Below are 26,778 nucleotides of genomic sequence, written 5' to 3'. Positions count from 1 at the left end.
TAAATGGCGCCCCAACTAGGACTCGAACCTAGGACCCCTTGATTAACAGTCAAGTGCTCTAACCAACTGAGCTATTGAGGCTTTTATTATTATTTCGGCCTAGCGACGTCCTACTCTCGCACTCGCGTACTACCCTCGGCGCTAAGGAGCTTAACTTCTGTGTTCGGTATGGAAACAGGTGTGCCCTCCTTGCCTTTATCACTAGACCTTGTCAGATTTCTCAATCTCACAAAACTAGATACCTTCTTCTTTTTCTTCCTTTAGGTTAAGTCCTCGATCGATTAGTATCAGTCCGCTTCATCTGTCACCAAACTTCCACTCCTGACCTATCTACCTCGTCGTCTTCAAGGGATCTTACTTCTTTCAAATGGGAAATCTCATCTTGAGGGGGGCTTCACGCTTAGATGCTTTCAGCGTTTATCCCTTCCACACTTAGCTACCCAGCTATGCTCCTGGCAGAACAACTGGTACACCAGCGGTGTGTCCATCCCGGTCCTCTCGTACTAAGGACAGCCCCTCTCAAATTTCCTACGCCCACGACGGATAGGGACCGAACTGTCTCACGACGTTCTGAACCCAGCTCGCGTACCGCTTTAATGGGCGAACAGCCCAACCCTTGGGACCGACTTCAGCCCCAGGATGCGATGAGCCGACATCGAGGTGCCAAACCTCCCCGTCGATGTGAACTCTTGGGGGAGATCAGCCTGTTATCCCCGGGGTAGCTTTTATCCGTTGAGCGACGGCCCTTCCATTCGGTACCGCCGGATCACTAAGCCCGACTTTCGTCCCTGCTCGACTTGTTGGTCTCGCAGTCAAGCTCCCTTCTGCCTTTACACTCTTCGAATGATTTCCAACCATTCTGAGGGAACCTTTGGGCGCCTCCGTTACTCTTTGGGAGGCGACCGCCCCAGTCAAACTGCCCACCTGACACTGTCCCCTGTCCAGCTCATGGACACGGGTTAGAACCCCAGTAACACAAGGGTAGTATCCCAACAGCGACTCCTCCAAGACTGGCGTCCTGGTCTCTTCGTCTCCTACCTATCCTGTACATGTGTCACCAGTGCTCAATATCAAGCTACAGTAAAGCTCCACGGGGTCTTTCCGTCCTGTCGCGGGTAACCTGCATCTTCACAGGTACTATGATTTCACCGAGTCTCTTGTTGAGACAGCGCCCAGATCGTTACGCCTTTCGTGCGGGTCGGAACTTACCCGACAAGGAATTTCGCTACCTTAGGACCGTTATAGTTACGGCCGCCGTTTACTGGGGCTTCAATTCAAAGCTTCACTTGCGCTTACCTCTCCTCTTAACCTTCCAGCACCGGGCAGGCGTCAGCCCCTATACATCACCTTGCGGTTTAGCAGAGACCTGTGTTTTTGATAAACAGTCGCCTGGGCCTTTTCACTGCGGCTTGCTTTCACAAGCACCCCTTCTCCCGAAGTTACGGGGTCATTTTGCCGAGTTCCTTAACAAGAGTTCTCTCGCTCATCTTAGGATTCTCTCCTCGCCTACCTGTGTCGGTTATCGGTACGGGCACCTAATAAATTATCCCTAGAAGCTTTTCTTGGAAGCGTGACATCAGCTGACTTCACCCTTATGGGCTTTCGGCATCACAGCTCAATGTTTTGCCATGCGGATTTGCCTACATGACCACCTCACTGCTTACACGTGAATCCATTCACACGCTCAACTTAGCCTTCTCCGTCACTCCTTCAGTTTATTAAGTGGTACAGGAATCTCTACCTGTTGTCCATCGGCTACGCCTTTCGGCCTCACCTTAGGTCCCGACTTACCCAGGGCGGACGAGCCTTCCCCTGGAAACCTTAGGCTTTCGATGGATAGGATTCTCACCTATCTTTCGCTACTCACACCGGCATTCTCACTTCTAACCGCTCCACAGCTCCTTCCGGTACTGCTTCTCCGCTGTTAGAACGCTCTCCTACCACTGACACTTCGTGTCAATCCGCAGCTTCGGCGGTCCGTTTAGCCCCGGTACATTTTCGGCGCAGAGTCACTCGACTAGTGAGCTATTACGCACTCTTTAAAGGATGGCTGCTTCTAAGCCAACCTCCTAGTTGTCTGTGCATCTCCACATCCTTTTCCACTTAACGGACACTTGGGGGCCTTAGCTGGCGGTCTGGGCTCTTTCCCTTTTGACCATGGACCTTATCACCCACAGTCTGACTCCCGATCATATCTATCTGGCATTCGGAGTTTGATTGAGATCAGTACCCCGAGGTGGGGCCATCACCCATTCAGTGCTCTACCTCCAGTAGACTCTTATCGAGGCTAGCCCTAAAGCTATTTCGGAGAGAACCAGCTATATCCGTGTTCGATTGGAATTTCACCCCTAGCCACAAGTCATCCAAGCACTTTTCAACGTGCCCTGGTTCGGCCCTCCAGTCAGTGTTACCTGACCTTCAGCCTGCTCATGGCTAGCTCACACGGTTTCGGGTCTACAACATCGTACTCCTCGCCCTATTCAGACTCGCTTTCGCTTCGGCTCCGTCTCTTCAACTTAACCTTGCACGATATCGTAACTCGCCGGTTCATTCTACAAAAGGCACGCCATCACCCTTTAACGGGCTCTGACTAGTTGTAGGCACACGGTTTCAGGTTCTCTTTCACTCCCCTTCCGGGGTTCTTTTCACCTTTCCCTCACGGTACTGGTTCACTATCGGTCACTAGGTAGTATTTAGCCTTACGAGATGGTCCTCGTTGCTTCCGACGGGATTTCTCGTGTCCCGCCGTACTCAGGATCCCTTCCCTGCTTCACACAATTTCACCTACGGGACTCTCACCCCCTCCGGTTGGCCTTCCCAGACCATTCGGCTATCATGTTCAGTCATTTCTGAAGGTCCTTCTACCCCGGATTACTCCGGTTTGGGCTCCTCCCTGTTCGCTCGCCGCTACTTGGGGAATCGATGTTTCTTTCTTTTCCTCCAGGTACTTAGATGTTTCAGTTCCCTGGGTCTGTCTCCTCTATGGCTATTGATTCACCATACGGTGCTAGCGTATGACCACTAGCGGGTTTCCCCATTCGGATATCCCCGGCTCTTTGCTTACTTACAGCTCCCCGAGGCGTTTCGCCGTTTGTCGCGTCCTTCTTCGACTCCTAGTGCCTAGGCATCCTCCGTGCGCCCTTTATTACTTAACTTTTCTTCTTCAGAAGATATCTAGTTTTCAAAGATCAATTCTAGGAAAATCGAAATTCTCCCAAAACTAAACAGAACGTCTCTTTCTCCATAGAAAGGAGGTGATCCATCCCCACCTTCCGGTAGGGATACCTTGTTACGACTTCACCCCAATCATCTACCCCACCTTAGGCAGCTCCCTCCTTGCGGTTAGGCCACTGACTTCGGGTGTTGTAAACTCTCGTGGTGTGACGGGCGGTGTGTACAAGACCCGGGAACGTATTCACCGCGACATTCTGATTCGCGATTACTAGCGATTCCAACTTCATGTAGGCGAGTTGCAGCCTACAATCCGAACTGAGATTGGCTTTATGAGGTTTGCTCCACGTCACCGCTTCGCTTCTCTTTGTACCAACCATTGTAGCACGTGTGTAGCCCAGGTCATAAGGGGCATGATGATTTGACGTCATCCCCACCTTCCTCCAGTTTGTCACTGGCAGTCTCGTTAGAGTCCCCATCTCACTGCTGGCAACTAACGACAGGGGTTGCGCTCGTTGCGGGACTTAACCCAACATCTCACGACACGAGCTGACGACAACCATGCACCACCTGTATCCATTGTCCCCGAAGGAAACCCTCTATCTCTAGAGGCGTCAATGGTATGTCAAGACCTGGTAAGGTTCTTCGCGTTGCTTCGAATTAAACCACATGCTCCACCGCTTGTGCGGGTCCCCGTCAATTCCTTTGAGTTTCAGTCTTGCGACCGTACTCCCCAGGCGGAGTGCTTAATGCGTTAACTTCAGCACTGAGGTTCGACCCCCAACACTTAGCACTCATCGTTTACGGCGTGGACTACCAGGGTATCTAATCCTGTTTGCTCCCCACGCTTTCGCGCCTCAGTGTCAGTTGCAGACCAGGAAGCCGCCTTCGCCACTGGTGTTCCTCCATATCTCTACGCATTTCACCGCTACACATGGAATTCCACTTCCCTCTTCTGCACTCAAGTCAACCAGTTTCCAATGACCCTCCACGGTTAAGCCGTGGGCTTTCACATCAGACTTAATTAACCACCTGCGCGCTCTTTACGCCCAATAATTCCGGATAACGCTTGCCACCTACGTATTACCGCGGCTGCTGGCACGTAGTTAGCCGTGGCTTTCTCATAAGGTACCGTCAATTGATAGTCATTTCCTCCTATCACCTTTCTTCCCTTATAACAGAATTTTACAACCCGAAAGCCTTCTTCATTCACGCGGCGTTGCTCGGTCAGGCTTTCGCCCATTGCCGAAGATTCCCTACTGCTGCCTCCCGTAGGAGTCTGGCCGTGTCTCAGTCCCAGTGTGGCCGTTCACCCTCTCAGGTCGGCTACGCATCGTCGCCTTGGTAAGCCTTTACCCCACCAACTAGCTAATGCGCCGCAGGCTCATCCATCAGTGATGCCAGGAGCATCTTTAAACTTTCGTCCTATCCGGTATTAGCGATCGTTTCCAATCGTTGTCCCCGTCTGATGGGCAGATCACCTACGTGTTACTCACCCGTTCGCCGCTTCCCACCGAAGTGGTTCGCTCGACTTGCATGTATTAGGCACGCCGCCAGCGTTCATCCTGAGCCAGGATCAAACTCTCCATAATTGTTTGTTTCCTTAGCTTGCGAAATTTCTTTCGCTCATGATTCTTGACGTTCTGTTTAGTTTTCAAAGAACTTCTCTCGCCTTTTGGCGACTTCTTTATCTTACCACATTCGACTTTTTTTGTCAAATGTTTTTTATCTTTTTCGTAAGATTTCTTGTCTGCCTCTCTTGGCGACTTTTCTAGTTTATCATGTTCAACCGTTTCTGTCAAACACTTTTTAACTTTTTTTGTTTTCTTTTCCATCGCCCTGTTGGCGACTTCTCTATATTAGCATGATAAATATCAAAAATCAACTACATTTATCATTTTTTTATATTTTTTCTATTTTTCCTAACATTTCTCCTATATATATCAAAGATTACCCATATTTTCTAACCCTATTCTCCCAAAAAATATAAGACTATGTATTCCAAACATTGGGGGATATAAAACTGAATGCGCCCCTTAAAATAAGAGAAAATCATCCTACTTTCTGAAATGAATTGGATCTCCCCCTCCTCGCTTAAAGGTTGCATTTTCTCTCGTCTAAGAACAATCTAAGGTACTTTATTTAATATTTCCTCTATTTTATTCATCCAAAAAGCGCCCTAGTAATTAGATCTCTTTCTAATACTTAAGGCGCCCCACGATATTTTTATATTAAATTTTCAGGATTTAAGCACTCTAACTCACTTAATACGAAGCGTCCATCTTTCCTAATTAAGACATCGTCAAAGTAAATTGATCCCCCTCCGTACTCTGGTCGTTGAATTAAAACTAAATCCCAATGGATAGCTGAACGATTTCCGTTATCTGCTTCTTCATAAGCTTGCCCCGGAGTAAAATGTAAACTTCCATCAATTTTCTCATCAAATAAAATATCCCCCATCGGATGTTGGATTAAGGGATTAACCCCAATAGCAAACTCTCCAACATAACGGGCTCCCTCATCAGAATTGAAAATTTCATTCAACTGTTCGACATTATTATCTGCTGTTGCTTTAATAATTTTACCATCCTTAAATTCTAGGCAAACATTACTGAAGACCGTTCCCTGATAAGGACTCGCTGTATTATATTGAATAACACCGTTGACACTATCTTTGATAGGCGCAGTAAAGACCTCACCATCCGGAATATTACAATCTCCTGCGCACGGAATCGCTGGCATTCCCTTGATTGAAAATGTTAAATCCGTACCCGGTGCAACAAGGCGAACTTTATCCGTCTTTTCCATTAATGTTTTTAAAGACTGCATCGCTTCATTCATTTTCGAATAGTCCACGAGGCAAACATCTAACAAGAAATTTTCAAATTGCTCTAAACTCATCTTTGCCTTTTGTGCTAAAGAAAAAGTCGGATAGTTTAATAAAACCCATTCCTTTGTATTCACGATTAAATTAGAAATTGGTTTCCCAACTTTCGCTTGCATCACCTTGATTTCTGAAGGAACATCACTATACTCTGAATCATTTTCATCGGCTATAATTGTAATAAACGCATCGATGTCTTTATACTTTTCAAGATTCCACTTTACCGTTTGTTCCATTCGTTCTTCTGTATTACCGAGTGAAATTTCACGACCAATCTCATCGTCCAATAACTCAATATGAGGATAAGCCCCCAAACGATAAGTATGTTTAATTAACTCCCTCATCAATGGCTTCGTCAAGACATTCCCTTTAATTAAAACGTGTTGTCCAGCTTTCACCTTATTAGAATACTCGAGTAACATTTTTGCTAATTTTTCTAATCGTGGATCACGCATGTTCTCACTCACCTTTTTATTAATCGTTTCTTATAAATATCATACCAATATTCTGCAAATCCTGGCGCAAAGGGACCTTTTTTAGATTCAATCATCTCCTTCAATAAAAGGAGTTGTTGATTAATTATTTCTTTAACCTCTGATGAATACCCCATTTCTTCCCCATGTCTACGATATTCCTCGACATCCAAAATATCGTATTTTAAATTAGGATAAACCTTTATATCTAAGTCGTAGTCAATATACTTTATCGTCTTTTGATCGTATACAAAAGGGGAACTTAAATTGCAATAAAAGTAAACCCCATCTTTACGCAACATGCATAAAACATTAAACCAATACTCACTAAAAAAATAGCATACTGCCGGTTCTCTCGTATACCACGTTCTCCCGTCACTTTCCATGACTAATGTTTTATGATTAGCCCCAATAACCACTCCATTAGATACATCTAAAATGGTCGTCTCCTGCCAAATGCGATGAATATTAGAGTTATGTTTATAGCTATGTATCTCGACTGTTTGTCCGATTTTCGGATAATTCATCGCCATCCCCTCTTTCGTTTAGTCATACATTTCCCATTATGTATTATTTTACCACGAAAATAGCGTTTCATCACAAACTATAAGTAAGAAGTTATTTTTTTATATAAAAAGGGGACAGAAATAAATGTATAAACTTTCTCTACACATTCTCCTTGATGATGAATCATTAGACACGGAACCGACATAATCTCATATTTTTGCGCCAGCTCACCATAATAATTTAAATTAATTTGCAGGAATGGTACCTGGGGTAATAAGTTAGATACAACCTCTAACATTCTTTTCGCCACCTGACACGTTCCACATATCGGTGTGTAAGCTAAGGTAATAACGATTTGCGTTGAATTCCATATTTCCTTTAATTGATTCTCGTTAACCTCTTGCAATTTCCTGCTACTTTTTCCACTGTTCATTGTAAGTGTCTTCCTTAAAACCTAAAGTTACCTTCTCTTCGTCATATGCAAGCGGGCGTTTAACTAACATTCCATCACTTGCTAATAGATCATAACACTCATCTAAACTCATTTCCTTTAATCGGTCTTTTAAACCTAACTCCCGATACTTCATCCCACTTGTATTAAAAAACTTTTTGATTTCTAATCCTGATTTCAAATGCAATTCTTTAATCTCATCTCTAGATAAAGGTTCTTCTACAATATGGCGAACAACTGCCTCTACATCATTATCTTTTAACCACTTTATTGCTTTTTTACACGTCGTACACTTTGGATAAACTAAAACATTCATATTATTACCTCCTATGACTAACATTATATCGAAATTTTAAATAGATGTCAGTTATTTGGCAATCCTTTCAAATAAAAACGATCCGTATCGGACCGTTTTTATTTGTGTAGTTTGTAGTCGTGTTGATTAGTTTAGTCGTAGTTTTTTTATTTTGTTTGATTCATTTGTTGTTGAGCTTGTGCCACAAGACGTTTAGTGATTTCTCCACCAACCGAACCATTTTGACGTGCAGTTGCATCTGCGCCCATTTGTACACCTAATTCGTTTGCAATCTCTGCTTTCATATTATCGATTGCTGCTTTTGCACCCGGTACAACTAATTTATTTTTAGATTGATTTGCCATAGTTTCACCTCCTAACATTTTTAATATGTGATATTTCGACAAAATAATACGCCTTAAATTCATAAATCAATATAAATCCTTTCATTAAACAGATTCACCAATCTGCCATTATATTACTCATAAAAAAAGGAGAGCATTCAACTCTCCTTTAATACGTATATATTGGAATAACTATTTTGTTTGATTCATTTGTTGTTGAGCCATTGCCACTAATCGTTTAGTGATTTCTCCACCAACTGAACCATTTTGACGCGCTGTTGCATCCGCACCTAATTGTACACCTAATTCATTCGCAATCTCTGCTTTCATATTATCAATTGCAGCTTGAGCACCTGGTACAACTAATTTATTTTTAGATTGGTTTGCCATATTCGTCATCTCCAGACAGTTATTATACGTAAATTTATCTATCATGTGCATTATTTTGTTTGATCCATTTGTTGTTGAGCCATTGCCACTAATCGTTTAGTGATTTCTCCACCAACTGAACCATTTTGACGCGCTGTTGCATCCGGACCCATTTGTACACCGAATTCATTTGCAATCTCCGCTTTCATCGTATCGATTGCTGCTTGGGCACCTGGTACAACTAATTTATTTTTAGATTGGTTGTTTGCCATGTCGTTCACCTCCTGACAATCTTAATATGCGTTATTTCGACAATTTAATACATTTTTTTAATATTTTATTTTTTAAATACAAAAGAACAAATTCCCTTTTCAATACGTATTACCAAATTAATCTTTATACCAAATGATTGTTTTTTTCGACTTTATTCGTTATAATGTCAAGCGAAAGGTCGGTGAGTATTATGAAAAAGATCTTAGGTTGTATTAGAAAAGCGGATCAAGATTTTTCTTTAATTGAAGAAGGGGATAAAATTGCCGTTGGTGTTAGTGGGGGAAAAGATAGCATGGCCCTATTATATGCCCTACACCTTTATCAAAAATTTGCACCTGTTAAATTCGAATTAGTTGGCATCACTTTAAAACTTGGATTCCCCGGAATGGACTTTAACCCTGTCGTAGAATTCTGTAAAAAGCACGGAATCGAATATCACCTTGTTGATACAGAAGTCTATGAAATCCTAAAATTAAATGCTTCTTCAGACGGGAAAATTCCTTGCTCATTATGTTCAAAATTCAAAAAGGCCATCTTAATAAAAAAAGGAACAGAACTTGGATGTAACAAAATTTCAATGGCACACCACGCAGACGACGCTGTTGAAACGCTCGTGATGAATACGATGTACAACGGATTTCTCTCAACATTCAAACCCAAAATGTACTTAGACCGTACCGATGTTACATTTATTCGTCCATTAGTTTACTGTTATGAAGATGACATTATTGCTGCTGCCAACCGTCATGTACCAATCGTACCAAGTACTTGTCCAATGGATAAGCACACGAGTCGTGAAGATGTTAAGCAACTATTAAAAAAATTATATGCTCAATACCCTATGGCAAAACAAAACTTATTAAATTCCTTATCAAATGGGGATCGTGTTTCACTATTTAATGATTTCAACGATAAAGAATAAGAGTCGTGGTTCCCACGACTCTTATTTTATTTTTAACTTTTTAATGCCGTCTTTCATATAAATAACAAGTTTTTGCTCTTCATAAAAAAGATATTCAACTTGCTCTAATCGATAAAACTGGTTTAGCTCTAGCTGATTCATTAACCAGTCTGCATCCTTATCTAGACTCTCCAACGCCTTCGGCTTTACTTGTCCTGAGATGACTAATGGTAATGGGAAAGTTTTTGTCGGATTTTTTTTCGTATAAACCGTAAGCTTTCCATTCTTTTCAACAATTCCATACTGGACTTCCTCGGGGGCAACCACATTATCTCCCCGAAGCAGCATCATTAAATCATCAAGGTCTACCCTAATTTTTTTTAATTCATCATAATCAACGAAACCATTTTTTATCACCATTGAAGACTCTCCCTCAATAATATCCCGCCCACGCGGATATTTAATTTGAAACTTCGCCATTAAAATTTGTAACATAACTAGCACTAGAACTCCGCCTAATGCATCTAACCAGTACTCCTCTTCTACAATTCCGCCTGCAGCTACATTGGCGATTAATATATTAATGACAATATCAACCGTACTTAACTGATTAACTTCACGCTTACCCATAATTTTAAAACACACTAATAAAACAACGTAAAAAAGACCCGCTAATAAAATAGATAAAATAATCTTTGACATAAAAAATTCCCCCTTAAAAAGAATTTACCTTCTTTATTATGGAGGAATTTTTTTATTTATATACGTAAATTATTGAACCCCGCGGTGATAATGACCCTTCGTATAATCATCCTGATTTTTATATGACTCGAGCCATCCACGATCAAGGCTTCCTGTTTCTAGCACCTGTTGGTAGACCTTTATCGCATCTACTATCATTTCATCCGGTTCATTTGTAAACTCTAGGCGGAAATTGTGAATACCCATCTGTTGAAGTTCAGATAAAAATTCAATTAAAATCAGATGTTGCGAATTAAAAATTTCCGTAATACAATTTCCAGTTCTCAATAAAGGGAGAACCTTATTTTTACGATCTCTTAGTCCAAATGGCGTGCTCAAACACATTCGGCAAAACTCCTGTTGATTTAAAAGTTTGACCGGGCAATGTTTAGTAATCATCATAGGAATCCTTGTATATACAACCATTTCGATTGGAAGTGGCGTGTTTTTTACAAGTTGACGCATCTGTCTTTGATTGATTTCATATGAACATGTTACCTGGGAAATACCGAGCGACTTAAAAGCCTCAATACTTTGAACATTATTTGTGTTAAATGAAAAATCCGTTAAAAACGTATAATCTTTGTTTTTTAATGCCTCATACATCCCATATTCACCTAACATGATTGTCTGGATAGGTAAACTTTCAATCACATAGACTGCATATGAAATTTCTTCATCTGTCATAATCCGTGGAAGTTGAGGAATAACTGTCGCGCCATATTCATCTGCTAAATCAACGGCTCGTTTTAACGTTTTAATATCTTTATAATAAATCGTTTTAATATTTTGTGCTAACGTCACCTTCAATTGTTTAATATTTCGGACACTAACCATTAACGATGGGGTACAAGCCTGTTGATCATATGATGTGAGGATAGGCTCAACGACTGACTTTTGGCGGTCCGCATATTTTTTGACACGACGTTTTTCTAATTCTTCTAACAACTCACGTCTTATTTTATTAATGACTGAAATAGGTAACGTGATGCCTTCATCCATGGTGATATTAAGATAAGCAAAACTAAAAGGTGTACTTCCCGTTTTCCCTAATTGTTGTTTCAAACGACTTTGCGATAAAGGCGTCGTTTGAGCTTCAACAAAACATTCTTCACTTTCTACCGTTACCAAATTAGAGTCGTCATCCCAGGCCATTATTTTTAGCGGCTCCCCGTTTTTCGCACTGACCTCGCCGTAAATATTTATTTTATCAATAGATTTTTCATTTACAGCTGCCCGCTTACTTAAAGAAAAGGAAGTTGTCTTATAAACTTTCATGCCCTTCGTAACGGTAAATGGAAGTTCTAACTCCACGCCTCCTTTTTTTGCAAGAGTCACAGTCTTTCCTTTAACAAACATCTTTTGTACTTGCAGTCCTTGATCCTTTTGATTTAGACTGACAAAACGCAACCCATCGCCTACCTCAAGAGTGGATTTTAATTCAATTGTCGCGCGTTTTCCTTTGACATGGGTCACCTCTCCGATAAGAATCCCCTTATGATTAGGACGGTCCGTACTCATCAGGCTTGATCCGCGCTCACCAAAAAGATATCCTTTCGTAAACCCACGGCTAAAAATCTGATCCATATCTTCATGCATTTGCTTGGAAATTTTAATTTTGCGTGTCGCTACATACTGATCAATGGCTTCACGATATGCCTTAACAACCGTCGCGACATATTCTGGTTTCTTTAAACGCCCCTCGATTTTAAATGAGGTCACCCCTGCATCGATAAGGGCCCCAATTTCATCAATCGTTTTTAAATCTTTTGGGCTTAATAAAAAGTCTCCTACTGAAGAATCCAATGTTTCTCCTGTTGAAAGGTCTACTAATTCATACGGAAGACGGCATGTTTGGGCACATGCCCCACGATTTCCACTACGTGCTCCAATCATACTACTCATTAAACATTGTCCTGAGTAGCAAACACAAAGTGCCCCATGGACGAAAACTTCAAGGTCAATATCTACCGCCTCTTTCATCGCTTTAATTTCTTCAAGCGTGTTTTCACGTGCAACGACGACGCGATCAGCTCCGAAATGTTTCGCAAATTCGACCCCTTTAGTATTATGTAACGTCATTTGGGTACTAAAATGAAGTTCAAAATCAGGATAAAGTTGTTTCACAAGGTGTGCTACCCCAAGATCTTGAACAATAATCGCATCTACATCATTTAAATATAGAAAATGAATATATTCTTTTAACGCTTCGAGTTCTTGATCAAAAATAGTGGTATTAACTGTAACATAAACCTTAACGTTATGCAGATGACTGTATTTAATAACCTCGACTAATTCTTCATGGCTAAAGGCAGCTTCTTTTCGAGCTCCAAAAGCGGCTCCACCAACATAGATGGCATCAGCTCCATTTTTAACTGCTGCTAATAATCCTTCATGATGACCTACTGGTGCTAATAATTCAATGGTCGGCATTCGATCAGCTCCAATTTTCGTAATTTCTTTCATTGTAACATACATCTGAAAGTCGACCAATGACCAATTTTTTAGATTTTTATAAATTGCTAGTTATAATAACATAAATTTTGTAAAAATATATTAATAGGAAGTTTTTAATATTGTAATAAATACTCGCATATTATAAAATATTAGAGTTTACGCGACTAAACATGACTTAATGAGAAACTAGGTGAAGATAATGAGTAAGGAACGTGTAGAGATGCAACAGGAGGAAAAACAGCCTAAAAAGCGAAAGAAAAAGTATGGGTGTTTAAAGGGATTCTTAGTATTAATTCTCTTCCTTTTAATCATTGGTGGCGTCGTTTATGGAGCTGCCCATAAAATGTTATCGAATGTCGAGCGTGAAGAATTAACAGATTTAGACGTTTCACAGGAAATTTTAGACCTGAAAAAAGGAATGGGTGTGACGAACATCGCCTTATTCGGGGTAGACTCTCGTGAAGATGAATACAGCAATACTCGTTCAGATGCCATGATGGTCTTTTCTTTCAATAATAAAACAAACCAGGCTTATTTAACATCTGTGGTACGCGATACATTTGCCTATATCGATGAAAAACACGGATTTGAAAAAATTAACCATGCCTATGCCTACGGGGGACCATCCCTAGCTGTTTCTGCCATCAATCAAAACTTTGATTTAGATATTCAAAAATATGTCACCGTCAACTTCAATGCAGTCGAACGAATTATTAATAAATTAGGTGGTGTCGAAGTAGACGTTCAAGATTATGAACTCCAAGAATTAAACCGTGTGATTGCTGAAATGAATGTCGAAGTGAGTGGTGAAGAGGCGGCACTTATCGATGACATTGGTCTTCAAACACTTAACGGTCGTCAGGCTGTTGCCTATATGCGAATTCGTAAAGTAGGAAACGGGGATTATGAACGAATGGAGCGTCAACGACGTGTGATTGCACTTGTTGTTCAAAAAGCAGTTTCTTATAACAAAGTAAAATTAATGGGCTTAATGAAAGAATTTTTACCTTATATTCAAACTAATTTAACAACCAATGAAATTATCGCACTTGGAACTCAATTATTATTAAGCGGAGAGCGAGAAATAGAGCAACTCCAAATTCCATCGACTGACTTAAGTTACGGCTCAATTTTATCAGACGGCCTTTACTATTTAGTGCCAATGACACTAGAAAAAAACGTCGTTGAATGGCATGATAAAGTTTACGCGACTGATGAATACTCTCCAACGAGCGGACTTCTTGAAATTAATCGAAAAATTATTAATTATACTGGAATTTACTAAAATAAGTCATTCTTTGAGATGAACCTTAACCTTCTATCTCGTCATTAGAAAAGGCAATAAAATTATATCGGATAGGGCTGATTTAAATTTCTATTTAAAATCAGCCCTTTTAAATTTACTCTTTTCTTATAAGATGCTTATAAAAAAGTTTCCGAAAAAATTATAATTCTGGCTACGTTATTCTAAGAACCCAATTTTCCAGTTTCGAACCATGCAAGAGTCAAAAAAATGAAATGAATTTATCTCTTCCTATCTATTAAATAAGACCACCCAAAGATTTATTCATCAATTTTAAAAAAAGACACCATCCTAAAAGGATAGTGTCAATCTAGTACCATTTATCTTATCTTACACTTCTAATTATAAAATTTCTCCATTTGATGCGATAACTTCTTTATACCAATAATAGCTGTCTTTTTTATATCGGTTTAAACTAGCTCCCTCTTCTCCCTCTTCTCGATCAACATAAACAAATCCATAACGTTTTTGATAGCCGTTTAACCAACTTAATAAGTCAGTAAATGACCAGGTACAATAGGCGATGACCTCGCAACCCTCCGCCATAGCGACTTTAAGTTCTTCGATGTGTGCCTTTAAAAAAGCAATTCGATAAGGGTCATGTATTGATTCGTCCTCCTCTTTCTTATCGAAAGCGCCCAATCCGTTTTCAGAAATAATAATTGGTAAATTGTAGCGACTCGTAATTTCACGTAATCCATAACGTAGTCCCATGGGGTCAATTGTCCAATCCCAATCTGTAGTACTTAAATAAGGGTTAGACGGATTTTTAAATAGTCCTGGTTGGCCCGTCACTTGACCCGAACCCTTTGTCCCTGTTGTATTAAAAGTTCCATATGGAGTAACCCCGTCAAGAGGATTATATTCACACACACTTGTTTGATAATAATTAACTCCCATAAAATCAACCTTTGAAGCGGCCTCCTTTAAAATCTGTCGATCATCGTCTTCAAACTGTGGAGCAATTCCTTTTCCTTGTAAATAAGTGAATGTTGATTTGGGATATCGTCCATAGGCATACATATCCATCCACCAAAAATTCTTCATATCATCAAAATCCATTTTAGACATTGCATTCATTGGATTACAATCTAGTGAATAGCTTGGGCTATAAGCAAAGCTTGCCCCGATTTTCCCATTTGGGACCATTTTTTTAAACAATAAGACTGTCTGTGCATGGGCCATAAAAGCATGATGATTCACCTGATAAAATGTTTTTTCATCGTCAAATTTTCCTGGAGGATGCATGGCTGTTAACCATCCCAATGAGGTAAAGACATTTTGCTCATTCAAGGTAATCCAATACTTCACTTTATTTCCGAATCGATCAAATAAGATTTTGGCATAGTTAACGAAATCCTCAATAATGCGACGATTTTCAAATCCATTATATTGATCAACTAACGATTGGGGAAGATCCCAGTGAAAAATTGTAACCATAGGTTCAATGTTATATTTTAAACATTCGTCAATTAAATCTTCATAAAACTTCAAACCTATCTCGTTTACCTCTCCATTTCCCGTCGGAATCACCCGAGGCCATGAGATAGAGAAACGGTATGTTTTAAGCCCCATTTCTGCCATGAGCCTCACATCTTCCTTAAATCGGTGATAGTGATCTACCGCCACATCCCCCGTTGTTCCTTTATAGGTCTTTCCTTCAATTCTAACAAATTGATCCCAGTTAGAAAGCCCCTTTCCATCTTCTAGATACGCACCTTCCACTTGATAGGCAGCCGAAGCGCTCCCCCATAAAAAATTTTTTGGCATTTTAAAACAAGTCATTCTCATATCCCCCTCATTAAATAATAGCTAACACTTGATCATTAAATGTTACAACCTCTTTTTCCTTAGCAATGATATCCATAAATTGCTGTGTATTAGTAACAATAATCGGTGTAGTTAATTCATAGCCAGCTTCTTTAATTTTTTCTAAATCAAATTCTAAAATAACATCACCTGATTTAATTGAATCTCCTTGTTTTTTATACGGAGTAAAGTATTTTCCTTCTAGATTTACAGTATCTAAACCTACGTGAATTAATAACTCAACACCCGTTTCACTTCTTAACCCTATCGCATGATGCGTCTTGAAGAAAACGTCTATTTTTCCATCAAATGGCGCAATCACTCGGCCCTTTGTTGGGATAATCGCAATCCCATCCCCCATTACTCCACTAGAAAATGTAACATCATTCACTTGGGATAAATCAATCATATGCCCTTCTAAAGGACTCATAATGTTTACTCCCGTATTTAAAGGAAGGATAGACTCCTCGTTCGCAACTTCCTCATTATTTCCTTCAACTTGTTCCTCAAATCCAACGATATATGTAATCACAAACGTTGAAACAATCGTTACCCCTAATGTAATTAAAATATAAATCAGACTTTGAGGATTTCCCTCTTCAAGATATTGTGGGAGAGTTACAATAGCCGGTGTTGCTACTCCATAACATTTTACTTGGAAGAAGCCGCCCGTTAATCCACCGATCAATCCTCCTAGGCAAGCTCCAATCATCGGTCTCTTTAGACGTAGATTTGTTCCGTATAATGCTGGCTCTGTAATTCCTGCCACTAGAGCTGAAAAGGCTGAGGAACCTGCATTTTGTTTAGTAGCAGAATTCTTAGATTTCATGGCTACAGCTAATGCAGCCGCCCCTTGAGCCATGTTTGAACAAAATTCTGCGATACAAATAAATCCTTCAAAACCTGTTGTGGCTAAAACGCCCAATTTAATTGGAGTAAAGGCATGATGCATTCCCGTCATAACAATAAATGGGAATATAGCTGCTATTAAACCAACCGCAATAAATCCTAATTTATCTTGGATGAAATAAACAAAGGCCGATAAGCCATCTCCCAAAATAGCCCCAAGTGGACCAATAACAACCATAACAATAGGTGCTATAAATAACATGACAAGCATTGGTTTTAAGAAGTTCTTTGTAATGCTTGGCGTTATTTTATCAACTAGCCGCTCAATATAAGGTAAAATTGCAACAGATAAAATAATCGGAATGACTGAATAAGCATAATTAGCATAAGTCACTGGGATTAAATTAAAGAACTTAATCGTTTCTCCTGCCTCATTTGCCCCATTTAAAAGAGCAATGAAATTAGGATGTAACAAAATCAAGGCAATACTCACTGCATAATAAGGATTAGCATCAAATCGTTTAGCCGCCGACATTCCAATTAAAACTGGCATAAAGAAGAAGGCCCCATCCCCAATCACTGATAACAATTCATACGTTTGACTTGTATTATTTAACAACCCTAACATCGGTAAAACGGTTAATAAAACTTTAATCATTGCTGCCCCAATGATAGCCGGAATAACTGGGGACATGACACTTGAGATGATATCCAAGATTTCAGAAATAATGTTTTGTTTTTTCTTCTTGATTGAACCACCTGACATGTTTTCCTTAAAATGACCTAATGTACAAATCTCCTTATACACCGATGCTACCTCATTACCAATAATAATCTGGTATTGGCCATTCTTCTTCATGAGACCGATAACTCCCTCGATTTTTTTTACTTGATCGTCATCTGCTAGATTTTCATCCTTTAAAACAAAGCGGAGCCTTGTCATACAATGAACAACCGATTCAATATTCTCCTTTCCCCCCACCTTTTCAAGAATTCCTTCTGCTAATTTTTTGCAATCCATTTTTTCTCCTCCATTCATTTAAACAAATAAAATGAAGTTTTGCCTACGTCTATAGATACATATCTATAACGTAGTTACAACCTTTTATATATAATAAGCTAGTCGACTATCTAGCATTATTACCGAATCTATATGATTGACTTCGTTCTAATTCTTTCAATGTGAATCATTAAATACAGTTGTTCCTCGAGTGATAACTCGTAATTATAGTTCTGATAGATTAATTCCTTTATTTTCACGGTGCAATGATAACTCTCCTGATACTTTTCCTTTAAAATAAAAAATAATTCGGTATCCTCATCCTCGTAAACCTTATGACTAAAAATACGCTGAGCAAAAAACTTTAAATGCGTAATAAATCGGTAATACGTACTAGATTCCTCATTAAACTCTACTTTAAAATGATATTTAATGACATTTAATACTTGCTGCATTACTTTTGTTATATTGGCAATATTTATCATATCATTATTAAGTTCGGCATTCACGATATGATACGCAATATACCCCGCTTCATCTTCCTCAAATATAACTCCCAACTCCTGTTGAATCATCGTTAAAGCCCGACGCCCAATTTCATATTCCTCAGCAAAGAGTCGTTTAATTTCCATTAATAATGGGTTTTTCACTTGAATTCCTTGATGATAACGTTCAATAGCGCCATGAATATGTTCCGTTAAACTTACATAAATAATTTCATTTAACTTTTTATTATATTCTTTCTCAAACATCGAAATAATCTTACGGGTTAATAAAATATATTCTTGTGGCAAATCCGAAACAATATTAATTAATTTATGATTAATACTTTTATCCTTACATGAAAATACTTTATAGTTTTTATTCGTGAGATTAACTTCTTGCTGCCCCTTCTTTCCAAACGCTATTCCTTTACCCATTACAATTATCTCTTCACCATTTTCATCCAGAGATATAAACGCATTATTGTTGAGTACCTTTTCAATATACATCTACTTTCCCCTCCCATTATAAAGGCATTAAAAAAAGGCAAAACCCTCCCTATAGAAGTGGGTTTTGCCTGCCTAACCAGTTACAATCCTTACGTTCATCATATCACGTAAAAATTTATTTGTAAAGCTTTACGATAGCGTTTTACAGGAAAAAAAAGTATACGTATATTTGGATTATATCCCTTATGAAAACAGGCCGTAAAGGTGCAATCAATTATATTTATAACCCTCCTTCACTTAAAATTGAATTTATCGTGTGATATATTCCTGTTCCTTTTTTATAGAGCGTTCCTTCATTTTTTTCTAAATCATTGTTGTTGCTAGTGATGATTTGATCTTGATTGATCCAAATAAAATTTTCTAACCACCAAATATTTTTTTGCTTAGTGGCGATTTTAATCGCATAATCTGGTTTTGAGCCCGGTAGCTCAACTTTCCTATTTTCTGAATGAATGAAGCCGAATATAAATTCATCCATCATTTCTTGTGAATGAATGATTTTCGGAACTTGATTTTCAGGTAAACTATTTTTTTCAATAAATAGTTCCTTTGAATGATATACACACGAAATGTTTTTTATACTCAACGCTAAACATATAAAAGCTAAAAAAGCGATAACTAAATTTTTTCATCCATGACCCCCCCCTACTATTATTCGATATTAAGAGTTGATAAAATGACGATACCCTCTTTTTTATCTTTTTTCAAGTCATGGCCAATCACTGTGTCAAACGAAGAAAAAATTTAGCAGCGAAGATGACCTATACCTGAGAACTTCTTTCCATCAAATGAGGGACTTTTCGCTTATGCCAAAAGTCGTCACACCCCCGTAAAAAATAACGGAATCAGTCGACCAAAAATTAATGAATGTTATCAAACAAAAACTCGTAGATCGCCCCTTGGGATAGACTCTACGAGTTTTATTTTTTATAGTTAATGCGCTCAGATTAGGATTTATACGATATATTTAATCTCATAGTTAAATGGGAGATGGGCAAGCCCGAATTCAAATAACTCCTTTATTTGATCCATCGTAGCGACATCGTAACTGTTTTTACCGTAAAAGTAAGGGCCATACTTGTAAGACATTTCTTGAATATCTACTGGAAGATAGGGATCTTCAACGACTTGAAAGAGATGATTTTTAGCAACTTTCATAAAGCGATGAGCCATAATTTCAAAAGTCACTGGTTGGGAGGGATGTGCAGATTCTAAATATTCCTTTAGCCGTTTAATTAACATAAGGTAGTCCTCCTTCCAATTAGGGTAAACGAAGACAGGCGCAATAACAAACCCAACTGGATAGCCCGCCTTCATCATCTTAAAGGCGGCCATAATCCGCTCTTTCATACTTGGCGTTCCCTCCTCAAAACTAGAAATCACGGTATCCGTATTAATCGAAAAACGCACTTTCGTCCGTTCCTGATGATTTAGGCATAACAAGGAATCAACGTCTGTAAATTTAGTCGTAAAAGTAAAGAAAACATTCGGCTGCTTAGCCGTGAATTCAATCATATGGGCTAAGGCGTGCGTATACGGTTCCGTAGGAATAGGATCCGCCTCTAAAGAACCTTCAAACGTCACTGCTAACCCCTTTTGAGCGTATCTTTTTACCTTTTTCAATAAATCATTTTCATTCACGTATACCCTCACAAATGACCGGCACTGAGCTGCCCGACAATATTCACACCTTCCTACGCACCCCGATACAAAAGGAATCGCATAATCCGCAAATGGAGGGGCCGCCCTAAATTCCTGGTTTTTATACACACTAATCATGAGCACCTCATCACCAGAGGTATCCCTCCCCTTAGCAACCTTTGTTTGCCCATTCTCAATCACATCGATAGGAAGATGCCTACTTTCTAACTGTTTCTTCAGTTCCTTTGTCTGTTTATAAGACAAGGCCTCTTTTTCAATATACACATGATAAGGTTTAAACATCCGAATCCTGCTACCCGTAGCACCTTAAACTTAAAGAGCATGAGCGTGTTAAGCGGAGCAGTTCCCTCCTTTCCATTTTACTATTTTTTACGAAATTAGCCGATTTAATTCTTTGAAATAAAAAACGCTAAAGCTCCTTTAAACTCTAGCGTTTTTTACTCCAACATACAAAAAATATTTCATTTTGCTATTTCTTTACCACACTAATTAGTTTCATCGCTTGCAAACCCTTTTTCCGTCAACATCCCAGATTGTTTCAGGCGATGATAACGACGACTTAAATAAATTTGAGCGAGTGCAGCTGATGGAATCGACACAATCATTCCAAGCATGCCTAAATAATGTCCGCCAATAAGAATGGCAATCAGTACCCACACCGGATTCAGTCCAACACTATTACTCAACAATTTCGGTTGAATGACATTCGCATCGAGTTGTTGATAAATGGTCAATAAAATAAGCGTTAAGACTGCCAGTTGCCAACTTGAAAATAAAGCTAATACAAATCCTAACACCGCTCCAAGAATCGGACCGATATATGGAATAACGTTAGCAATCCCCGTCACTAATCCGACTAAAATTGCGAATGGATGATTAATAATTAATAAAATAATCGTTGAGCAAACTCCGGCTAACAAGGCCGCGATTAATTGGGCGATTAAAAATCCACCAAATACCGTATCTAAATCGACTAACAATTGCTTGCAACGTCTTAAGGTACGTGTTGAAAGTAATGCCTGTGCCCCTTTGTGAAGCGAATCAATCAACACTTCTTTATCTTTTAAAAAGTACACCGATAAAATAATCGTCGTTAGCGTACTAATCGCAAAGCCCGTCACATTCGTAATCACGCCTGTTCCAACTTGAAGGGCATGAGTTCCTAATGAACTCAAAATATTGGTCACTAAATGCGAAATTTGATCGATTTGTTGTTCTGTAATCACCGTTTGTACATACGGACCAAACTCATTCATATAGCGATTAATACTTGATTGAAGGGCTGGAAGCGACTCGAGTAATAAACGTAAATTCGTGAAGATTGGAGGAATAATGCTATTAAATAAGAAGTAAATCGCTCCAACAACGAGTAGGAATAAAATTAAAATTGAGATAACTCGTCGCGACCCCGACGATAAGTCTCGTTTAACCATCCGTTTCGTGAGCCGACTTAACGCCTGCTCAATCCATTGCATCGGACGATTTAAAATATAAGCAATCGCAAAGGCGATAATAATCGGGCGGATCAGTAAAATGAAGTTTTTTAGACTGCCCATAATCAGGTGGATATTCCGCAAGGTAAAATAAACAACGACAACGCCTACTCCAACTAAGAAATATCCTAAATACTTTTGCCAACGCTCTTTATTTCTTTTAAATTGTTGTAACATTGAAAAACCTCATTTCCTTGATTAACTCAGTACTTTCATTGTAACACCACTTCGATAAGATAGATAGTAAGAGATTAAAATAATCCCATTGAAAACGCACACCCCATTCCCTGCACTGCTTTAAAATATGCTATACTAATAAACAAGTGAAAGGAGGGGATACGATGGGAGAATTAATCATCATCCTTATTCAATTCATGGCTGTTCTTTTAATTAATGTTGCGATTATTTACACCCCCATTCGACTGTTAAAAAAACTATTACATCGATAAAAGAAGAACCCCATCATGAGGGGTTCTTCTTTTTATAATTCTAATTGATAGTAATCAGCTGATGTCACTAATGTAAATTGATGAACTTCATCATCAAAATTCTTTAAGATTTTCGTTGCTAACGGATTATCAGTTTGTTTCACGTAATCTGTTAATATGTCTTTTAAAATCTCACGATGACGGTCCTTCATCTCAAAGACTTGCACGTAAGATTGATTGAGTTTCTCGTCTAAATATTTTGCTTGGTACAAGAATAAGAGTCCACCCGTCATTCCTGCCCCCACATTTGCCTGAACAGAACCGAGTGAAACGACCACACCACCTGTCATGTATTCACACGCATGAACGCCCATTCCATGATTAAGGGCAATAGCTCCCGAATTACGAACGGCAAATCGTTCTCCTACGCGTCCTTCTAAATAACATGATCCTGAAGTTGCACCGTATAAAATTGTATTTCCTGCAATTAAATGATGATTCGTGTAGTTAGGGTCTTCAATGGATTTTTCGCGTGTCGTTTCGTCCGCTTTAATGACGATTTGACCACCACTTAATCCTTTTCCAACATAGTCATTCGCATATCCTGTGTGGATGAGTTTAACACTCTCATTCATAAATGCCCCGAAGCTTTGCCCAGCATAACCATAGGTTTGGAACGTACGAGCCGAGTCGCTCACCAATTGAACCCCCAGTGTACGAAGTTGCGTATCGATCACGTTAACCTCCGACTCATTTAAATGAACCGGTTGAAGCGCCGGATTTTCAACACGCATAGGTTGATTCACTGGCAATACTTCTAGCCAATCTAGTGTTAAATGATAAGGATTCGGCGATACTAATTCAAGTAAATCAGTACGTCCACGAAGTTCTGCTAATGAACGAACCCCTAACAAGGCCATTAATTCACGTACCTGCTGGGCCACAAATGTAAAGTAAGTTTTTAACATCGTTGGATCCTCTTTCAGACGTTGACGTAATTTTTGGTCTTGCGTCGTAATTCCCGCTGGGCATTTTCCCGTATGACACTGTTTACATCCAATGCATTCAAGCATCACCAGACACATCGTTCCAAATCCAAATTCATCTGCCCCAAGAATAGCTCCTAAAACAACATCATACCCTGATTTGATTTGTCCGTCGACCTGAATCCATGTTTCATGACGGACATCATTCTCAAGTAATGATTTATGTGTTTGGAATAGACCGTACTCCCATGGAAGTCCTGTATATTTTAACGAAGATTTAGGAGAGGCCCCTGTTCCTCCGTTAAATCCTGAAATAACAACTTTTTTCGCTCCCGCTTTGACTACGCCATTAGCGATCGTCCCCACATTCGGTAACGAAGCTAATTTAACACTAATTAGGGCACTTGGATTCGTTGTTTGTAAGTCATCAATCAATTGAGCTAAATCTTCAATCGAATAGATATCGTGATGAGGTGGCGGTGAAATTAAATCAACTCCCTGTTTCGCGTAGCGAACACGAGCAATATGTTCATCTACCTTCGATTTAGGTAAGTGTCCACCTTCTCCCGGTTTTGCCCCTTGGGCCATTTTAATTTGAATTTCTTGGGCACTTTTTAGGTAATCATAAGTCACACCAAAGCGGCCTGATGCGACTTGTTTCACTTTAGAAGCGGTTATGGTTCCAAAACGTTCAACGAGCTCTCCACCTTCTCCACTATTTGAGGCTGCCCCGAGTTCATTCATCGCGCGAGCAATCGTGCGATGAGCTTCAACCGATAATGCCCCATAAGACATGGCCGATGCTACAAAGTGCCGCACAATCTCCTCTGTCGATTGAACCTCTTCTAGTGAAAGCGGCTCTGTTGCCTTTAATGATAAACAGTCGCGTACATTGATCAAACGTCCACGCTCCGCTTCCATCACGGATTTGAAAGCCTCATAATCATTGGCCTGAATCGTTGCTTTTAGCTCTTTAATAAATGATTTGGAGTAGGCATGGTTCATGAAGACTGAGTCCATGTTTTGATATTCGTTAGCCTTGCTAATGTCCACGCCATCTTCCATCATCGCATCAAGGTCTTCGAATGTTTTACCGCCAAAAAGAGACGGTTGATTTGTAAATAAAGCAGTCACTTCTTGATCTAGACCGACCACTTCGAACACTTTCGACCCTCGATAAGAGTCCACGGTTGCAACCCCCATCTTTGCCATTAGCTTAAGAAGCGCCTGGTTACATCCTGCAATATAATTGTCATATGCTTCATCTGCAAAAAGTTTTGTTTGATGTTGGATGTATTCATAACAGAAATATGGGTAAATGATGTCCGCCCCATAAGCTAGTAACATCGCATGGTGAATAGGAAGGCGTGCATCCGCGCAACAAACGGCTAAGCGCACTTCTAATCGTTTCCCCATTTCAACTAAAACTTCGTGTGCGATGGCAGTCGCCATTAAAGAAGGAATCGTCTTTCCTTCAGCCTCCTGTTCAAGAATTAACAAACGTGAACCAGCTAACACGGCTTTTTTGACATCATGTCGCAATTGATCCACTGCCTCTTTTAACGTTGACTCATATTCTAGGAAAATGAAACGTGGGTCGAAAGCCTCTTCCTCAGAAAGTGCCATCCACTGGTCACCGGTTAAAAGTGGAGTTGAGAACTCATAAACAGGATAATCTAATCGTTCGTCGTGTAAAGAAGTTACCGAGGTCACGGTCGTTGTTAATGAAAACACTGATTTTTCTCGAATTGAATCCAGTGGTGGATTCGTCACTTGGGCGAAATTTTGTTTAAAGAAATCAAAAAAGAGTTGCGGGCGCGCTTGTAACATGTTTAAGGCTGCCGTATATGGAAAAGATCCAATCGCCTCTTTTCCATTTTCAACTAATGATTTTAATTCCTGCATGTATTCCGCATTTGTATAAAAATATTTCTTCGCTGTGTGTTCAAAATCTTCCGTTAAAAATTGTTCGCTATGCGTGGCAATTGGTTTAATGAGTCGTTCATTCAACCATTCACGATAAGGTTTTTGCGTGGATAATACGGCTTTAATATCTGCATCTGTCGTCACAGTTTGCTCATCTAAATCAACGCATAGAATTTCACTTGCCTGAATACGACTAGCTACCTTAATTTCCTCAAGTGGCGTATTTAACACTCCAATTTCTGAGGCAAGAACAATTTGATTTTCTGTTTGAACATATCTAAACGGACGCAGTCCATTACGATCGAGCGTCGCAATTAATTTATGTCCATCACAAACGATAACTCCAGCTGGACCGTCCCATGCCTCTTGTTTTAACCCACAATATTCATAATAAGCCTTCAAGTCGTCACTTAGGCGCGCATCATGCTCATACGCCTTCGGTAAAAGGCGCGTCACTGCATCCTCAAGCGTAAAATTCTCATGAAGGAGCGCTTCTAACGTTCGGTCAAGATTCGCACTATCTGAATGTTTCTCGTTACAAATCGGAAAAACCTCTGGATACGCCGACAATCCCGCTCGTGCATTCGACCAATTAATATTTCCAGAAACGGTATTAATTTCTCCATTATGCGCTAAATAACGGAAAGGTTGAGCTAAATTCCATGACGGCTTCGTATTCGTACTAAAGCGTTGATGGACAATACAGAAATTAGAAGTAAATCTTTCATCCTGCAAATCTAAATAATAGCGTGGTAATTCATCAGGACGCAATAACCCCTTGTACACAATCGTCTGTGACGAGCACGATAAAATATAGCACGTACGATCAGATAACTCTTCCTCTTTCCACTTTTGTTCAATAAAACGATGTAATTTATATAAAACTGTCTCCGCTTGATTTGTCATATCAATGATAAATTGAGTGGGCACTGGCTCCGTTTGAGTCGCCGTTGGCGTCAGAAAACTCGCATCCACCGGAACGACAATTTCCTTGATAAGTTGTAGCTTTAATTCTTTAATAGTTTCATAAATATGATCTTTGGCCAATTGGCGATCATTTTCTCCTTTCGGTAAAAAGGTCATCATCACTGCAAAGTCCCCATTTATTCCATGCTTTTTACCATAAAATGTTTTAGGGATTTGCAGTAAAATTCCGCATCCATCCCCTGTTCCGTCCTTTGATGTTCCACCACGATGACTAAGTGCCTTTAAGAGTGTCATCCCTTGTTCAATAATGTTGTGACTATATGTTCCGTCTAGATTGGCAATTGCTCCAATCCCACAATTCGAATGATCAAACATACATTTCCTCCTTACTCCCGTACCCGCATTTTTAGATGCTTATATTAATTATGATATGAAGTCATATTCCCGTCAACTCATGCGTCAGGTTTTCTTATACTTTTTACCTTTCTAACATAAAAATGACGCCGATTCCCGGCGTCTTTATCTTAAGTTAAATCG

At 39.6% G+C, this 26,778-nt stretch carries 18 protein-coding genes, 1 tRNA gene and 3 rRNA genes; 2 read left to right on the top strand and 20 right to left on the bottom strand.

Annotation, left to right across the window (positions count from 1 at the left end):
- Window positions 1-4: 4 nt before the first annotated feature.
- The 11 genes from AACH31_RS02390 to AACH31_RS02340 form a co-directional block, all read right to left on the bottom strand.
- Window positions 5-81 (bottom strand) — tRNA-Asn (locus tag AACH31_RS02390).
- Between the two features lie 16 nt (window positions 82-97).
- A 5S ribosomal RNA gene (rrf, locus tag AACH31_RS02385) occupies window positions 98-206 on the bottom strand.
- Window positions 207-261: 55 nt separating this feature from the next.
- Window positions 262-3,155: ribosomal RNA gene (locus tag AACH31_RS02380) — 23S ribosomal RNA — on the bottom strand.
- A gap of 92 nt (window positions 3,156-3,247) precedes the next feature.
- Window positions 3,248-4,763 (bottom strand): 16S ribosomal RNA (locus AACH31_RS02375).
- The 16S, 23S and 5S rRNA genes sit together here with 1 tRNA gene alongside, the layout of an rRNA operon.
- 634 nt (window positions 4,764-5,397) lie before the next feature.
- The gene (locus AACH31_RS02370) at window positions 5,398-6,510 is read right to left on the bottom strand and encodes an aminopeptidase (RefSeq protein ID WP_338617832.1); all 1,113 of its coding nucleotides are present in this window, start codon (window positions 6,508-6,510) and stop codon (window positions 5,398-5,400) included.
- 8 nt (window positions 6,511-6,518) lie between these two features.
- Complete coding sequence (locus AACH31_RS02365) at window positions 6,519-7,055, bottom strand: DUF402 domain-containing protein (RefSeq protein WP_161830954.1); 537 nt, start codon at window positions 7,053-7,055, stop codon at window positions 6,519-6,521.
- Window positions 7,056-7,132: 77 nt separating this feature from the next.
- The gene (locus AACH31_RS02360; protein ID WP_161830953.1) at window positions 7,133-7,468 is read right to left on the bottom strand and encodes a thioredoxin family protein; all 336 of its coding nucleotides are present in this window, start codon (window positions 7,466-7,468) and stop codon (window positions 7,133-7,135) included.
- Entirely contained in the window at window positions 7,449-7,802 is a 354-nt protein-coding gene (locus AACH31_RS02355) for an arsenate reductase family protein (RefSeq protein ID WP_161830952.1), read from the bottom strand. The genes AACH31_RS02360 and AACH31_RS02355 overlap by 20 nt, the downstream gene beginning before the upstream one ends.
- Before the next feature lie 146 nt (window positions 7,803-7,948).
- Complete coding sequence (locus AACH31_RS02350; RefSeq protein WP_161830951.1) at window positions 7,949-8,146, bottom strand: alpha/beta-type small acid-soluble spore protein; 198 nt, start codon at window positions 8,144-8,146, stop codon at window positions 7,949-7,951.
- A gap of 171 nt (window positions 8,147-8,317) precedes the next feature.
- On the bottom strand, window positions 8,318-8,515 hold the full coding sequence (locus AACH31_RS02345; RefSeq protein ID WP_161830950.1) for a small, acid-soluble spore protein, alpha/beta type: 198 nt from the start codon (window positions 8,513-8,515) through the stop codon (window positions 8,318-8,320).
- Between the two features lie 50 nt (window positions 8,516-8,565).
- Window positions 8,566-8,766, bottom strand: a complete 201-nt coding sequence (locus AACH31_RS02340) for an alpha/beta-type small acid-soluble spore protein (protein WP_161830949.1) — start codon at window positions 8,764-8,766, stop codon at window positions 8,566-8,568.
- Between the two features lie 191 nt (window positions 8,767-8,957).
- Between AACH31_RS02340 and AACH31_RS02335 the strand changes: the two genes are divergently transcribed.
- Window positions 8,958-9,689, top strand: coding sequence for a tRNA 2-thiocytidine biosynthesis TtcA family protein (locus AACH31_RS02335; protein ID WP_161830948.1), 732 nt, complete (start codon window positions 8,958-8,960; stop codon window positions 9,687-9,689).
- Between the two features lie 21 nt (window positions 9,690-9,710).
- Here the strand turns inward: AACH31_RS02335 and AACH31_RS02330 are convergent, their stop codons facing one another.
- Together AACH31_RS02330 and AACH31_RS02325 are read right to left on the bottom strand one after the other, a co-directional pair.
- Window positions 9,711-10,370 (bottom strand): DUF421 domain-containing protein, encoded by a 660-nt coding sequence (locus AACH31_RS02330; RefSeq protein WP_338617831.1) that lies wholly within the window; start codon window positions 10,368-10,370, stop codon window positions 9,711-9,713.
- Window positions 10,371-10,439: 69 nt separating this feature from the next.
- Entirely contained in the window at window positions 10,440-12,875 is a 2,436-nt protein-coding gene (locus AACH31_RS02325; RefSeq protein ID WP_338617830.1) for a U32 family peptidase, read from the bottom strand.
- A 190-nt stretch (window positions 12,876-13,065) separates the two neighbouring features.
- Between AACH31_RS02325 and AACH31_RS02320 the strand changes: the two genes are divergently transcribed.
- On the top strand, window positions 13,066-14,151 hold the full coding sequence (locus AACH31_RS02320) for an LCP family protein (RefSeq protein ID WP_237658864.1): 1,086 nt from the start codon (window positions 13,066-13,068) through the stop codon (window positions 14,149-14,151).
- Window positions 14,152-14,511: 360 nt separating this feature from the next.
- Here AACH31_RS02320 and AACH31_RS02315 read toward each other — a convergent pair whose 3' ends face one another.
- From AACH31_RS02315 to gltB, 7 genes are all read right to left on the bottom strand, one after another.
- A complete protein-coding gene (locus tag AACH31_RS02315) occupies window positions 14,512-15,954 on the bottom strand; it encodes a glycoside hydrolase family 1 protein (protein ID WP_161830946.1) in 1,443 nt (480 codons plus the stop codon).
- 16 nt (window positions 15,955-15,970) lie between these two features.
- Window positions 15,971-17,848 carry a beta-glucoside-specific PTS transporter subunit IIABC gene (locus AACH31_RS02310; protein ID WP_262953659.1) on the bottom strand — a complete coding sequence of 626 codons (1,878 nt, stop codon included), beginning with the start codon at window positions 17,846-17,848 and terminating at the stop codon, window positions 15,971-15,973.
- A 128-nt stretch (window positions 17,849-17,976) separates the two neighbouring features.
- The gene (licT, locus tag AACH31_RS02305) at window positions 17,977-18,819 is read right to left on the bottom strand and encodes a BglG family transcription antiterminator LicT (protein ID WP_161830944.1); all 843 of its coding nucleotides are present in this window, start codon (window positions 18,817-18,819) and stop codon (window positions 17,977-17,979) included.
- Window positions 18,820-19,039: 220 nt separating this feature from the next.
- Window positions 19,040-19,405, bottom strand: coding sequence for a hypothetical protein (locus AACH31_RS02300; protein ID WP_262953660.1), 366 nt, complete (start codon window positions 19,403-19,405; stop codon window positions 19,040-19,042).
- Window positions 19,406-19,773: 368 nt separating this feature from the next.
- Window positions 19,774-20,763 (bottom strand): SPL family radical SAM protein, encoded by a 990-nt coding sequence (locus tag AACH31_RS02295; protein WP_161830942.1) that lies wholly within the window; start codon window positions 20,761-20,763, stop codon window positions 19,774-19,776.
- Between the two features lie 203 nt (window positions 20,764-20,966).
- A complete protein-coding gene (locus AACH31_RS02290; RefSeq protein WP_262950350.1) occupies window positions 20,967-22,151 on the bottom strand; it encodes an AI-2E family transporter in 1,185 nt (394 codons plus the stop codon).
- A 304-nt stretch (window positions 22,152-22,455) separates the two neighbouring features.
- Entirely contained in the window at window positions 22,456-26,616 is a 4,161-nt protein-coding gene (gene gltB / locus AACH31_RS02285) for a glutamate synthase large subunit (protein ID WP_338617828.1), read from the bottom strand.
- Window positions 26,617-26,778: the final 162 nt, after the last annotated feature.

Origin of the sequence: Turicibacter faecis (assembly GCF_037076425.1) — a bacterium.
Lineage (GTDB): Bacteria > Bacillota_I > Bacilli_A > MOL361 > Turicibacteraceae > Turicibacter > Turicibacter faecis.
Note: the sequence above shows the minus strand (reverse complement) of the source record. Positions and strands in the feature narration are given on the sequence as shown.

Excerpts from the sequence above, each read along its gene's own strand:
- AACH31_RS02370 (WP_338617832.1), bottom strand. The coding sequence starts at position 6,510 with ATGCGTGATCCACGATTAGAAAAATTAGCAAAAATGTTACTCGAGTAT.
- AACH31_RS02365 (WP_161830954.1), bottom strand. The coding sequence starts at position 7,055 with ATGAATTATCCGAAAATCGGACAAACAGTCGAGATACATAGCTATAAA.
- AACH31_RS02360 (WP_161830953.1), bottom strand. The coding sequence starts at position 7,468 with ATGAACAGTGGAAAAAGTAGCAGGAAATTGCAAGAGGTTAACGAGAAT.
- AACH31_RS02355 (WP_161830952.1), bottom strand. The coding sequence starts at position 7,802 with ATGAATGTTTTAGTTTATCCAAAGTGTACGACGTGTAAAAAAGCAATA.
- AACH31_RS02350 (WP_161830951.1), bottom strand. The coding sequence starts at position 8,146 with ATGGCAAATCAATCTAAAAATAAATTAGTTGTACCGGGTGCAAAAGCA.
- AACH31_RS02345 (WP_161830950.1), bottom strand. The coding sequence starts at position 8,515 with ATGGCAAACCAATCTAAAAATAAATTAGTTGTACCAGGTGCTCAAGCT.
- AACH31_RS02340 (WP_161830949.1), bottom strand. The coding sequence starts at position 8,766 with ATGGCAAACAACCAATCTAAAAATAAATTAGTTGTACCAGGTGCCCAA.
- AACH31_RS02335 (WP_161830948.1), top strand. The coding sequence starts at position 8,958 with ATGAAAAAGATCTTAGGTTGTATTAGAAAAGCGGATCAAGATTTTTCT.
- AACH31_RS02330 (WP_338617831.1), bottom strand. The coding sequence starts at position 10,370 with ATGTCAAAGATTATTTTATCTATTTTATTAGCGGGTCTTTTTTACGTT.
- AACH31_RS02325 (WP_338617830.1), bottom strand. The coding sequence starts at position 12,875 with ATGAAAGAAATTACGAAAATTGGAGCTGATCGAATGCCGACCATTGAA.
- AACH31_RS02320 (WP_237658864.1), top strand. The coding sequence starts at position 13,066 with ATGAGTAAGGAACGTGTAGAGATGCAACAGGAGGAAAAACAGCCTAAA.
- AACH31_RS02315 (WP_161830946.1), bottom strand. The coding sequence starts at position 15,954 with ATGACTTGTTTTAAAATGCCAAAAAATTTTTTATGGGGGAGCGCTTCG.
- AACH31_RS02310 (WP_262953659.1), bottom strand. The coding sequence starts at position 17,848 with ATGGATTGCAAAAAATTAGCAGAAGGAATTCTTGAAAAGGTGGGGGGA.
- licT (WP_161830944.1), bottom strand. The coding sequence starts at position 18,819 with ATGTATATTGAAAAGGTACTCAACAATAATGCGTTTATATCTCTGGAT.
- AACH31_RS02295 (WP_161830942.1), bottom strand. The coding sequence starts at position 20,763 with ATGTTTAAACCTTATCATGTGTATATTGAAAAAGAGGCCTTGTCTTAT.
- AACH31_RS02290 (WP_262950350.1), bottom strand. The coding sequence starts at position 22,151 with ATGTTACAACAATTTAAAAGAAATAAAGAGCGTTGGCAAAAGTATTTA.
- gltB (WP_338617828.1), bottom strand. The coding sequence starts at position 26,616 with ATGTTTGATCATTCGAATTGTGGGATTGGAGCAATTGCCAATCTAGAC.